The organism is Runella sp. R0.1_18 (assembly GCF_057652155.1).
On sequence record NZ_JBYFCK010000004.1, the window covers coordinates 81,164 to 94,626 of the forward strand.

Consider the following 13,463-nt stretch of genomic DNA (forward strand, 5'->3'; position numbering starts at 1 on the left):
ATTTGAAAATGAGAAAAATGGGGTGGTTCTTCAAACTTTATTATTCAATCAGCGGGACGTAGGCGACAAATTTCCCATTAAGCTCAATGGTTTCAAATGAGCTATCGGTAAGAAAACCATACAGCGTTCGGAGGTTTTGTAAGCCAAGTTTGTTGGAGGTTTCGACTTTCTTTTTGAGTTGGAGGTTGTTTTCTACTTTCAGGTAAGCCCCATCCGTACTGATGCGAATTGTCAGGGGGTGTTCTTGGCTGATGACGTTATGTTTGAGTGCATTTTCAATTAAGATTTGTAGTGTAACGGGGGCGATTTTTTTATCGTAGGCCTCTTCCTGAATTTGAAAATCAATGCATAATGTATTCTCAAAGCGTGTTTTAAGTAAAAAAACGTAATTTTTGATAAACTCTACCTCTGTTTGCAGCGATACCAACCCTTTGTCTTTATGCTGCAAAACGTATCGGAAAACCTTTGACAATTGTTGCAAAAATTGCCGTGCGAGTTCGGGACTATCTTGGATGAGGCTATCGAGCGAGGTGAGGCTGTTGAACAAAAAATGGGGGTTCAATTGATTTTTTAGATTGTCGAATTGAACTTGGGCTTTTTCCTTTTCAAGGTCAGCCGCGCGGGTTGCGTTTTCGCGCCATTTGCGAAACAAATACTCAGCTAAGTGAAGTACATTTAGGAGAACAACGACCAGAAATTGTGCAAAATAGCCCGCAATCTGCGCCAGAGGAGTGTATTGTTTGTTGATAATCTCTTCAAAATTAAACAAGCTTATTACTCGCCACATGACAAACCAAGAAATGGCATAAACAAATCCGAATGTGATTAAAACTTGAGGGACAATGCGCAGAAAAATACCTCGTTCGTAAGGAAAAATCTTGTCTAAGTAACGGTGAAATTGACTAAAAAAGCCCCATGTAACAGTCATCATACTCCCCGAAATCAGCATTAAGATAAGGTTGATGTACCATTCGATGCCAAACACATACCACCGCATGAGAAAAGACAAAAAAAGCAAAACAGCGATGACCGTTGCTATAATGCGGGTTTGGGGGGGGAATTTTGAGAACATGCAATCTATTTTTTGCCAAAGGAAAAAAGTTAAGCGTTAACCCACAATAGTTGGTTTATGAAGGCGCCAAAAAACGACTGGAAACGGTATATTTGCGGTATAAGTAGTTAGCCGATAGCCTTCAGTAAAAAGGCAAACTTGCTAACTCGACACGCTAAATTCTTAAACTCGACATTCATTATGGCGCTTATCAAATCTGTTCGCGGGCTTTCTCCAAAATATGGTTCAACGTGTTGGTTTGCCGACAACGCTACGGTGGTCGGGGAAGTCATTATGGGCGAACATTGTACAGTGTGGTTTAATGCCGTCGTACGTGGTGACGTCAACACCATTCAAATGGGAGACTATGTCAATATCCAAGATGGGGCGGTGATTCATTGTACCTACCAAAAATCAAAAACGATTATTGGAAACCACGTTTCTATCGCCCACAATGCGATCGTTCACGGCTGTACGATTGAAGACAAAGTGCTGATTGGAATGGGCGCGATTGTGATGGATAATGTACACATCGGTACGGGTTCTATCATTGCCGCAGGCGCAGTAGTGACGCAAGGGAAGGTGATTCCTCCTGGGACGATTTGGGCTGGAAACCCCGCCAAGTACCTCAAAGATGTTACTCCCGAATTAGGAGAAGTATTTATGCGCACTGCCAACAACTATGTGATGTACGCGGGGTGGTTTCGGGAGGGGGAGAGATAGTTTAGATAAAAAAAACTCTTTCATACACTAATTACTGATTGATAGAATTCCATGTTTTATTATACCATCTTAAAAAATAGATATGAGAATTCACTTGCTACTTTTCTTGTTTTCTGTGGTTTGGAGTGCTGCTGTGTATGCCCAAAGTACGTTTGAACTGACAGGCCCTGAAAGCACTTGTGCTGGGGCTCCTATTACCCTCACGGCCACTAACTGCACAGGACGCCTGTTGTGGAATACAGGTGCCACAGGTACTACTATTACCGTCGTACCTACGGTAACGACCACCTATCACGCTACCTGTATGACGAATGAAGTGAAGACGGTATCGAGTATTTCGCCAATTGTGCAGCCTGTTATCACAGTAAGTTCTAACACTGGGCAGTGCTTCACACTAGGTAACACGACTCTTACCGCCAGCGGAGCGCCGAATGGTTCCTCTTTGGTGTGGCGAAAGGATGGAAACATTATTGATGGGGTATCAGGTACTACGTACACCCCCACCCAAGTAGGTAGTTATACTGCTGAACTCCCTCATCAAGGAGAGTGGGTATTTCAAAGCCCTCTCCCTCATGGGCATAATTTTAACGATATACACATGGCGGACGCCAATGTAGGAGTCGCCGTGGGCGATTTAGGCATAATAGAGCGTACTACCGATGGCGGTATTACTTGGAATCCAGCTAGTTCTCCTACCACTAATAATCTTTTAAGTGTTCATTTTATTAATGCTTCAGTCGGTTGGATTGCTGGGGAATACATTCTTTTAAGAACTACCGATGGCGGATTAAGTTGGAATAGTGTGAATAATGTGGGCATAAGTTATGGCGGATATTATGATGAGATTACGTTTATAGATGCCAATAATGGTTGGATAGTAGCCAATTCTCCTTTCGGTACTCTTTTGAGAACCACCAATGGGGGGGCTACATGGACTATCCAAAATACGGGTATGTACCACCAAAGAGATATTCACTTTGTCTCTTCCTTGGAAGGGTGGGTAGTGGGATTCGACACGCCTAAAAAGACTACCGACGGCGGGAGAACGTGGAAGACTATGACTCTGGGAGAGGCAGGTAAGCTGAATGATGTATTTTTTGTTTCATCTACTCATGGTTGGATTATTTCTGATGATAAAGTATATCGAACTACCGATGGAGGAAATACGTGGGATTCAAGTTCTAATGGAGGCTCTTCGGTCTTCTTTACAAGTACGATGGAGGGGTGGTTAACGTCTGGAAACGCTATTTACAAGACCATCAATGGGGGGATAACTTGGGAAATCTCCAAGCAAAACTCCTCGCCATTGCAAGCTATTTATGCCAGTAGTACAACTAATGTTGTTGCAACGGGCATTGCTGGGACAATCCTTCAATCAACAAACTCAGGTACTAGTTGGGTGAATACATTCAGCCAAACAGTTACCTCCGCTATTTCAAGCATAAAGGCAATAAATGCTACGCAAGTCTATTTAGGGGCAAGAAATGGCACAGTTTATAAAACCACCAATGGAGGAAAAACTTGGTTGGCTTTAAATAGTGGTACAAGCAATTATCTAAGAAGTATTGATTTTGTGGATGCCAATACGGGCTGGGCAGTAGGAGATAGTGGGACTATTAGAAAAACAATCAATGGAGGAACCACGTGGACGTCTCAAAATGTAGGCTCAGGTTGGAATTTTAAAAAAGTACAATTTCTCGATGCGGCGACGGGATGGATTTCGAGTTATGGGACTAATATCTTTAGAACGGTGGATGGCGGAAGTACGTGGAACATTTTGAACGTAGGCTACTCCATCAATGACTTTCATTTTATAGATGCCAACACAGGTTGGGTAGTGTCGAATAATGGGGTGCAGCTTAAGACGACAGATGGTGGTCAAAACTGGGCAACTGTGCCCTCTGGTACATCCAATTATTTATCCTTAGTTTATTTTAAAGACAGCAACAATGGTTGGGTGGGGGGGGATATTCTTATGAAACACACTACTAATGGTGGTAATACTTGGGTTTCTCAGAACAGCAATGGGGATGGAGTAGCCAGTTTAAGTATGTCTTTCCCCAATGTTAACGAAGGATGGGTAACTACTTCTGCTAAAAATAGAGTCTTGAAAACCACTGACGGGGGAAATACATGGGTATGGCAACCTATTGGGCTTTATGATACATTCGCTCAAATTAGCTTTGCGGATACGCAAAGCGGCTGGGGACTAAGCCATAATGGTGTTATTATGAAATACACTAAAGTTACGACTCTTTGTGTATCCAATGCTGTAATACTTAATATGTTATCACCTGCAGCTCCGTTTATCACCAGCAATAATTCGCAAAATGTCCTTTGCAGTGGTAATAGCATTACACTGACAGCTACAGGCTGTAATGGAACGTTGCACTGGAATACAGGAGCAACGACAAGTAGTATTACCGTAAGCCCTGCTTCAACTACATCTTACAATGCCTATTGTACGGATAGTAACGGGTGCAACGCTCAGACGTTTATGGGAGTTGGTGTTATACCGAAAGTGAGAATAGATAGTACTCTTACTGGGACGTGCCAAATCGTCATGTTAAAGGCAGAAAATGTACCGAGTTCAACAACTATTCTCTGGAAAAAGAATGGGATACCCGTTAGTTCTGTCAATGGGCGTACCTACACAGACGCAAATGCAGGTAGCTATACTGCAGAACCAGTGGTGGCAGGAGCGTGGGTGAGTCAAACGGGTGAAATAACCCCAACTGATTTAAACAGTGTCGTTTTTCCTACTTTTTCTTTGGGGATAGCTGTGGGTAACGATGGAGTTATTTTAAAATCAACAGACGGAGGTGCTACTTGGCAAACACGTCCTAGTGGTACCAAAGAGCATCTTTCAAGCATTAAAATGGTATCATCATCAATAGGTTGGGCCGTGGGATACAGTGGTACTATTGTAAAAACCATGGATGGAGGAGAGAGTTGGATAACCCAAAACTTGAATTCTGGAGGCAGTATAAATGCTGCTTCGTTTGCTGATGAATATAGAGGGTGGGCGATTGTAGGTGGAAGAAATATTTATACTACAGCTGATGGGGGTAATACTTGGATAATGAAACTGAGTATATTGGGCAATGTGTTGTATGATGTAAAAGCAATATCTGCCACTACTGCCTGGGTGACTGCTAGTCAGGGACTACTTCTCAAAACCACTGATTCGGGTAATACTTGGATGCCTAGACACTTAAATATAACAAGTGCACTAAAGGGTATTACTTTTATAGATGCTTTCAATGGCTGGATTGTAGGTGACAATAGTACTATTCTAAAAACTGTCGATGGAGGAAATACTTGGGTTCATCAAATCGCTAGCACAGTCAATAACTTGGACAAAATACAATTTATTGATTCAACTACTGGCTGGATTCGAGGTGATAGTAAAATATATAAAACAACTGACGGGGGAGTAACTTGGAGAGAAGCAAGTGATAACTCTCCTTTTGGATTGAGAAATTTTTTTATGAAAAATGCCAATGAAGGGTTATTGGTAGGAGCAAACGGAGCCATTGCTCAAACGAGTGATGGAGCTATTACTTGGAAATCTGTAGGCGAGATTCCCCAACGTTTTTACAGGGATATTCATTTTATCAATGATACTATAGGGTTTGCTGTTGGAAATGGGGTTTTGGCCAAAACCATCAATGGAGGTAAAAAATGGACATCTCAAGTCCTTGATAATAATTACTATGATTTGTTTTTTGTAAATGATACACATGGCTGGATGGTAGGTGATAAAAACCCTGGTTTTGTCAATGGTATTTTGGCAACAACTGATGGTGGTCAAACGTGGGTACAGCAGCCAGTGGGTGATATTAATAGTTTTATTCATTTTAATAGCGTATATTTTTTAAATACTTACATAGGATGGATTGTAAGCGATTTTGGAGGAATTTATAAAACTAATAATGGTGGATTAACATGGATAAAGCAAAATAGTCCTACCCCTCAAAACCTTAAAAGTGTATATTTCATTGATACAAACCAAGGGTGGGCTGTAGGTGAAGGTGGAGTTATCATTACGACGAATAACGGTGGCGAGGCTTGGAAACATCAAATCAGTAATGCTAATGGCAAGTTTACCTCTGTGCAATTTACCAGTAAGTCTAACGGCTGGGCGATAGCTTCTGAACAAGAGGGGGTTTATAAAACTATCAATGGGGGTACGACTTGGGTCAAGCAGAATATTGACCCAAATACGTATAGTTATATTGCTGCTAATCTCTACAGTTATAATTATAATCCTCGGGTACAGTTTTTAGATCAGAATAATGGTTGGATCTTGGGAGTTGATAATGCTTTTTCAACGACGGATGGTGGTATTACGTGGAAGAAATCGTATCATTTTAACACGAATACTGGTATGTATTTTACTAATCCTTCCACAGGGTGGATAGTAGGAAACAACAGAATCATGAAATTTGAATCTGCCAATACTTGTGCTTCTGAGCCCGTTATAGTGACTTCGGCAGGGGTGGGAGTCCTCCAAACGGTAAGGTCGGGAAACTGGAATGAGTCCTCGGTTTGGAGTTGCGGGCAAGTGCCTACGATTACTCAAAATGTAATCATAAAATCACCTCATGTGATTAACGTCCCAGTTACCCAACAAGCGAAGTGTAAAGATATTTTGATTGAACAAGGAGCGGTGTTCAAAGTCCCCATGGGTGCGAGCTTTGAAGCGAGTAGTTGGCGATAAAAGGCTACCGAAATACTTTCTCCAATGCTGCCTCAAATCCCTCAAAAATAACGGATTGGGCGGGGGATTGGTCGTAAATGCCACCGAGTTGATACTGTCCATGTTCAAGGTAATAAACGTGGATTGCTTTGTCGCTAGGAATGGCAATCCAATATTCGCGAACTCCCGCTTTTTCGTACCAATTGAACTTCTCGTTGAAATCTTTTTTGTAGGTTGAGGTAGAGGTAATTTCTACAATCAAATCAGGCGCCCCCAAACAACCGTCTTCATCCAGCTTGGTATCGTCACAAATGACGCAAATATCAGGCTGGACCACCGTATAGATTTTTTCGGGAAAATGGTCATTGCCAATGGGCAGGCGAACATCGAACGGGGCGTCAAAAATAGTACATACCTTACCCTCGAAGTGCCTCCGTAACATATAGGATAGTTGGCCAGATACCCATTGATGCGCCATTTTGGGAGCGGGCGACATTCGGTAGAGTTTGCCTTTGATCAGCTCTACTTGCTCCTCAAATCGCCACTTCAAGTAATCGGCGTAGGTATAAGTACCGTTGGGGTCGAGAGAGTTAATGTCAGTAATCATCGCAGTTTTTTAGCAAAAATAAATTATTTCTCAAAAACTGCCTTACTTTACGGTTTAAATCAAAAGCCGACAAATCTATTTTTCCATGACGATACAGCCACCTAAAGCCAGCAAAAAGCCACATTCATTAGAAATTCATAACGATGTTCGGGTTGATAACTATTACTGGCTACGCGACCGCGAAAACCAAGAAGTAATCGACTACCTCACGGCTGAAAATGCCTATACAGACGCAATGTTAGCGCCAGTGAAGGAGCTTCGGGAGGCATTGTTTGTGGAAATGAAGTCAAGAATTAAAGAGCAGGACGAATCGGTGCCGTACAAAGATGGGAACTATTGGTACTATATTCGTTATGAGCAGGGCGGTGAGTATCCTATTTACGCTCGAAAATACCAAACGTTGGAGGCTGAGGAGGAAATTATGCTCAATCTCAACGAATTGGCCGAAGGACAATCTTATTACAATGCTACCTTCCCCGAAATCTCCGACAACGAAGAAGTCGCCGCTTTTGGGGAAGATACCGTAAGTCGGCGGTTATATACACTGCGCTTCAAAAACCTAAAAACGGGGGAACTGTATCCCGAGGCGATTGCTGATACCGAAGGAGGAAACTACGCGTGGGCGGCGGATAATCAAACGGTATTTTACATTCGCAAAGACCCCGAAACTTTGCTTGGCTACCAAGTGTGGCGACACGTGTTGGGTACGTCTCCGACCGAAGATGTACTGGTTTTTGAAGAGGAAGATGACCAGTTTTATTTGGGGCTTCATCGCATGAAATCTAAAAAATACATCGCGATTTCGTCGGACCAAAATGGCATTATGACGGAGTACTTGCTCCTCCGTGCCGATGCGCCAACGTCCGAATTTGTGTCGTTTTTGCCACGACAGCGCGGTCATGAGTATTCGGTAGATCATTTTGAAGACCGTTTTTATATTAGAACCAACCTAGATGGGGCGTTCAATTTTTGCTTGATGCAAGTCGCCGAAGACGCCCACGCAGATACGACGCAGTGGAAAGTGGTGATTCCGCACCGTGAAGAGGTATATTTTGAGGGATTGGAAGTATTTCGGAATCATTTGGTTGTGCAAGAACGCTCGGAAGGATTACTGCACATTCGGGTGATAGACCAACGTAATCAGACGGAGCATTACCTCAATTTTGGCGAAGCCGCTTACACGGCCTACGTAAGTACCAATCCCGATTTTGATACCGTGACACTCCGATACGGCTATACTTCGTTGACGACCCCAAGCAGCACCTTTGATTACAACATGGAAACCCGTGAGCGGGTGTTGCTCAAACAACAAGAAGTATTGGGAGAATTTAACAAAGACGATTACCAAACCGAACGTCTGTTTGCCCCTGCGCGTGATGGCGCTTTGGTGCCGATTTCGATTGTGTATAAAAAAGGATTTGTCAAAGACGGTAATGCGCCTTTGCTCCAGTATGCCTACGGCTCGTACGGCTATTCCATTGACCCGTCGTTTAGTTCAGCACGGTTGAGTCTATTGAACCGTGGGTTTGCGTTTGCCATTTGCCACATTCGTGGAGGACAAGAAATGGGGCGTAATTGGTACGAAAACGGCAAGATGTTGCACAAGAAAAATACCTTCAACGATTTTATTGATTGTGCCCAATTCCTCATTCACGAAAAGTGGACTTCGTCAAACGGCCTCTTTGCCATGGGCGGCAGTGCTGGCGGGTTGTTGATGGGAGCCGTAGCCAACATGGCGCCAGAGCTGTACCGTGGCATGGTGGCGCAAGTAGCATTTGTGGACGTGGTCACGACCATGCTCGACGAAACCATCCCGCTAACCACGGGAGAGTACGAAGAATGGGGAAATCCAAACGAAAAGATCTATTATGACTACATGAAGTCGTATAGCCCCTACGATAACGTAACGGCGCAAGTCTATCCTAACATGTTGGTAACGACGGGCTTGCACGACTCGCAGGTTCAGTACTGGGAACCTGCCAAATGGGTGGCCAAACTACGCGAATTAAAAACGGATACCAATTTGCTGCTCTTTCATTGCGACATGGAAGCAGGCCACGGCGGTGCTTCGGGGCGCTTCAAACGCCTGAAAGACATTGCCTTGGAATATGCGTTTATGCTGAGTTTGGTGAAGCTAGGAAGCGGGGATTAAAAAGGGATATTCAGACCTTTGCTTTGTCACCTATGTAAGGGAGGAAATCTTTTTGTTTAAGATTTTCTCCTTCGATATTATCCATTGTACTCAATTGTTGTAGCGTCAATTCTACGGTTCTCCGTTGCGATCATATTCTTTATGGGAACCCATACAAATGATATAAACAAACTGGTAATTACAATCAATTTCAGCAATTAAGCAGGTTGAACGTATTAAAAAAGTAGCCTCAGCGAGGCTACTTTTTTAATACGTTCAATCTGGCAATTAAGCGATAATCGTTGCCTTTGATGTTAAATACAACTCGACTATTCCTTTGCGACTACCACTAATCTTTGTTGTTATTTTTTCCCCACAAAGCCAGCGCAATTCGCAACTTATAATATTCATAATGCCCCTCTAAATGCTCAAAAAGCGGTTTGAGTGCGGCGTTGGGGGCGATATTGAGCGCCTCCGCCGCTTCCGTAATGGTGCGGTAGTCGTTTTTGGTGAGGTATTGCCAAAGGTCAATCTCTTGGCCATCTTCGTAAAGTTTGGCCAAATGCGAGTAAATCGTCAGTTCGTTTAGGTTTCGGCGCTGCGCAATTTGCTGAGGCGAAAGTCCCTGCTTGTATAAATCGTGGGTTTCGATGTAGGTCATCCCGCTGACGATGCGAGTCCCTGGGGTCGTTTTTTCGCGGGCATACTCCAAAATTTCATTGATAAAAGCTTCGCCGTAATGGGCAACTTTGGCTTCCCCCACTCCCGATACCTGAAGCATCTGAATGCGGTTAACGGGGCGTTTTTCGGACATATCAGCCAGCGTAGCGTCAGAAAATACCACAAAGGGGGGAACGTTTTCTTCTTCGGCCAGGCGTTTGCGTACCTTGCGTAAACGTTCAAACAACTCATCGCGGATGATTTCTTTCTTGGTTTTGACGGGCTCGGCTTGTTCTTCTTGGCGTTTGCGTTTTTCTTCGTACGACTCAAAACGCACAAGCTCTACTTTGCGCTCACCGCGCAGTACTCGCCACGAGATCTCGTTGAGTTTCAGCGCGTGTGCTTCGTCGTAGGCCACGTCCATAACGCCCGAATTGAGCATTTGGGTCAAGTACTCGGCCCATTCTTCGGCGCGCAAATCGCGGCCTACGCCAAACGTTTTGATTTTATCGTACCCACGTTCGGTGACATTTCGGTTGTGTGAGCCTCGTAAAACATCAATGAGCATTCCCATCGCAATTTTTTGGTCGGTACGGGCAATGGCCGACAGGGCTTTTTGTGCCGATACGGTAGCATCGAATTTTGAGCGAGGATTGCGGCATACGTCGCAGTTACCACAATCGCGTTCGACGGTTTCGTTGAAATAACTCAGCAAAATTCGGCGGCGGCAGTGGTCGGCCTCGGCGTATTGCTTCATGCGATCGAGTTTAGCAAACTGAATGTCTTTCATTTGCTGCGGCAATTCCGAATTTTCAATCATATCGCGGCGCATCATCCAATCGGCAAAACTGTAAAACAGCATCGTCGTCGATTTGAGGCCATCGCGCCCTGCTCGTCCAATTTCTTGGTAAAAACTTTCGACGTTGCCAGGCATATTGTAGTGAATAATCCAACGAACGTTCGATTTGTCAATACCCATCCCAAACGCTACGGTAGCTACCATGACCTGCACATCATCACGGAGAAAATTATCTTGGGCCGCAGAACGGTCTTCGGCGGGCATTTTGGCGTGGTAAAAGCGGGCATTAATGCCTTTTGCACGCAATTTTAAAGCAATATCTTCGGTTGTTTTTCGGGCTAAACAATAAATAATACCAGGCTGATTGGGGTGGTCGTGAATAAATTGTTCGATGACTTTGATACGATTTCGACCTGGCAAAATATTGAGTGAGAGGTTGGGACGGTCAAACGATGCCTCAAAAACCCGCGCTTCTGGAATGCCCAATTGTTTCAACACATCGCGACGAGTAACGCGGTCGGCCGTGGCCGTGAGGGCAATCATCGGGACGTCAGGGAAAGCCGTTTTGAGCACGTGGAGTTGGGTATATTCTGGGCGAAAATCATGCCCCCACACCGACACGCAGTGCGATTCGTCCACGGCAATGAGGTTGACTTTGAGTGCTCTGACAAAGTCTAAGCAGCTTGGAGTTAGGAGTTTTTCGGGAGCAATGTACAGCAACTTGATTTCGCCCGCGTAGCACTGCCGTTCGATGGCGTATTGTTCGCTACTGCTCAGCGTACTATTGAAGTAAGCGGCTTCGACACCGTTGCCGCGCAATGCCTGCACTTGGTCTTTCATCAGGGCAATCAGCGGCGATACCACAATCGTGATGCCCTCGGTCATGAGGGCTGGCACTTGGTAGCAGACCGACTTCCCCCCACCCGTGGGCATTAGCACCATACAATCGTTTCCTGCCGATACCCAATCAATAATCTCGGCTTGCAACGGCCGAAAGGTATCGTACCCAAAATACTGTTTTAAGATTTGTTCTTTAGTCGAAGACATTATTTTACTCGTTAGTCAATCCATAAATCAAGCTCTTGCCCAAGCCCCCACAAAGATGGCTGTTTTTAAGACGTGGTAGGTAAGATAAAAGTTACTAAACTTGTACGAAGACCAGCAAAGCACTCTTAATTGAGAGGGTAATCAAATACGTTATGATTCATGTTTAAAAAAACCTCAGCGAGGTTTAATCTTAGTAAAAATTAAGTAAGAGGTGATCAATCAAGCACCAGAGGAGGCGTAATATATCATACCTAGATGCTAGGTTATTAAGGTGATTTTCCTGTAGAAACGGGGATGTAATTGCTTTTTTTCAAGGTCTTTTTTGCTCAAAAGCCTGTTTTTTTGAATGCTTTCAAATTGACTATGGCTGCAATGTTAAGCGTTTTATGTTGAACAAGCTATGTAAATTTTTTAGGAAATGAGGAAAGCATATTTTGTATTTGTATGCACTTTGTGTATTGCCTGCCAAGCCTGTGAGTCTGGCTACACGTCTAAATTTAAGGGGTACTGGATTGCTGTAAAACAAGAGTATATCCTTAAAGATGCAATCAAATTCGACCCCTATGAACCACCCCCTCCTCCTGCTCTCCCTGGAGGAGCTTTGTATGACGAGCTATTTTTTTACTCCATTGATTCATTGGAGCATTATTCATTTCAAGACTATTGGAGAAATAAATGGGCTTATCGTGACGATTCAACAGTTAAGCTCTATAATGGAAATCGGAGGCGTTTTAGAATTACGAGTAGGCAAGAACTTCAGCTATTTGACCCAGATAGTATTCAGTGGCAGACTAGGGGGAAAATTAATCTGATAAAAGATACGCTGATTTTGAGAGAAAAACATTGGGAGACTAAGTATGTGCGAGTTAATAAAGTCAATAAAAGTGATTTTGATGAGCTTGTCATAAGCTCGTCTGGGTGCTATGGCACTTGCCCAGTCATGTCAGTCATAATCAAAGCTGATGGAAAGGTGGTTTACGCCGCAGAAAAGCACACTGTAAAAAAAGGTCTTTATGAGGGAGAATTACCCAAAGAATTGCTTGATGTGATTTGGTTTCGTTTCAGGAAAGGATACCAACAGGGCATAAAGAACATCTACATGGCTTCACATACTGATGATGAGTCGGTAGAAGTTACTTTTGTTAAAGATGGTAAAATAGTAAAATCAGTCTATGATTATGGACATCAGAGCCCCCAAGAGTTTACAAGTGCCTATATCTATCTGATGAATCGCATAGATAACTTAGCCAATTTACGAGAATCCAACCAAGTTCAACCCAGCGAAATGTCGTTTAAGTATTCTTTAGATGAAGGAAAAAAGCAATATAGACTGCTTCATTCAGAGAGTTTTTGGCTTTGGTCAAGGCTTTTGAAAGCAAGGATTTTAAAAGGTACTCAGGTAAACGTAGCGTTAAATTATGTTATTGAAAAACAAAAAAATTGGAGCACAGTTGACATCAATGGAAATTTAGAGGATGTGTTGTTAGAATACTATAGCCTTATCTTGTTAGATGGAAAGATGTACAAGATTAAAAATAGAGCAAAAACGAATGGCCGCTTTATTTTAGCAGAGACCTTAGAAGGAGAACAATTGTTACTGGATATTGGTACCAATTTCTTAGTGCCCATTATTTTTAATCGTCCACTAGAATATCCATATATTCCTTTTCATTTAGACAGTCAGTAATTAAAACTTCCTCAAGTCCCCACAAAGATGGCTGTTTTTAAGACGTGGTAGGTAAG

7 protein-coding genes and 1 pseudogene are annotated in these 13,463 nt (G+C 43.3%); 4 read left to right on the forward strand and 4 right to left on the reverse strand.

From position 1 onward, the window contains the following. Positions 1 to 40: 40 nt before the first annotated feature. A complete protein-coding gene (locus AC23P2_RS08335; protein ID WP_487772761.1) occupies positions 41 to 1,072 on the reverse strand; it encodes a sensor histidine kinase in 1,032 nt (343 codons plus the stop codon). 180 nt (positions 1,073 to 1,252) lie between these two features. On the opposite strand from AC23P2_RS08335, the gene AC23P2_RS08340 reads away from it, so the two are divergent. Continuing rightward, on the forward strand, positions 1,253 to 1,774 hold the full coding sequence (locus AC23P2_RS08340; RefSeq protein ID WP_487772762.1) for a gamma carbonic anhydrase family protein: 522 nt from the start codon (positions 1,253 to 1,255) through the stop codon (positions 1,772 to 1,774). A gap of 82 nt (positions 1,775 to 1,856) precedes the next feature. Next, positions 1,857 to 6,497, forward strand: a complete 4,641-nt coding sequence (locus tag AC23P2_RS08345; protein ID WP_487772763.1) for a YCF48-related protein — start codon at positions 1,857 to 1,859, stop codon at positions 6,495 to 6,497. Positions 6,498 to 6,501: 4 nt separating this feature from the next. Here the strand turns inward: AC23P2_RS08345 and AC23P2_RS08350 are convergent, their stop codons facing one another. Further along, complete coding sequence (locus AC23P2_RS08350) at positions 6,502 to 7,083, reverse strand: Uma2 family endonuclease (protein ID WP_487772764.1); 582 nt, start codon at positions 7,081 to 7,083, stop codon at positions 6,502 to 6,504. Between the two features lie 85 nt (positions 7,084 to 7,168). Between AC23P2_RS08350 and AC23P2_RS08355 the strand changes: the two genes are divergently transcribed. After that, the gene (locus AC23P2_RS08355) at positions 7,169 to 9,235 is read left to right on the forward strand and encodes a S9 family peptidase (RefSeq protein WP_487772765.1); all 2,067 of its coding nucleotides are present in this window, start codon (positions 7,169 to 7,171) and stop codon (positions 9,233 to 9,235) included. A gap of 238 nt (positions 9,236 to 9,473) precedes the next feature. Here AC23P2_RS08355 and AC23P2_RS08360 read toward each other — a convergent pair. Both AC23P2_RS08360 and recQ read right to left on the reverse strand, forming a co-directional pair. After that, positions 9,474 to 9,545 (reverse strand): annotated as a pseudogene (locus AC23P2_RS08360) (type II toxin-antitoxin system HigB family toxin); the annotation flags it as partial. An 18-nt stretch (positions 9,546 to 9,563) separates the two neighbouring features. Then, positions 9,564 to 11,720, reverse strand: coding sequence for a DNA helicase RecQ (recQ, locus tag AC23P2_RS08365; protein ID WP_487772766.1), 2,157 nt, complete (start codon positions 11,718 to 11,720; stop codon positions 9,564 to 9,566). A gap of 418 nt (positions 11,721 to 12,138) precedes the next feature. Between recQ and AC23P2_RS08370 the strand changes: the two genes are divergently transcribed. Then, complete coding sequence (locus AC23P2_RS08370; RefSeq protein WP_487772767.1) at positions 12,139 to 13,407, forward strand: DUF6438 domain-containing protein; 1,269 nt, start codon at positions 12,139 to 12,141, stop codon at positions 13,405 to 13,407. Positions 13,408 to 13,463: the final 56 nt, after the last annotated feature.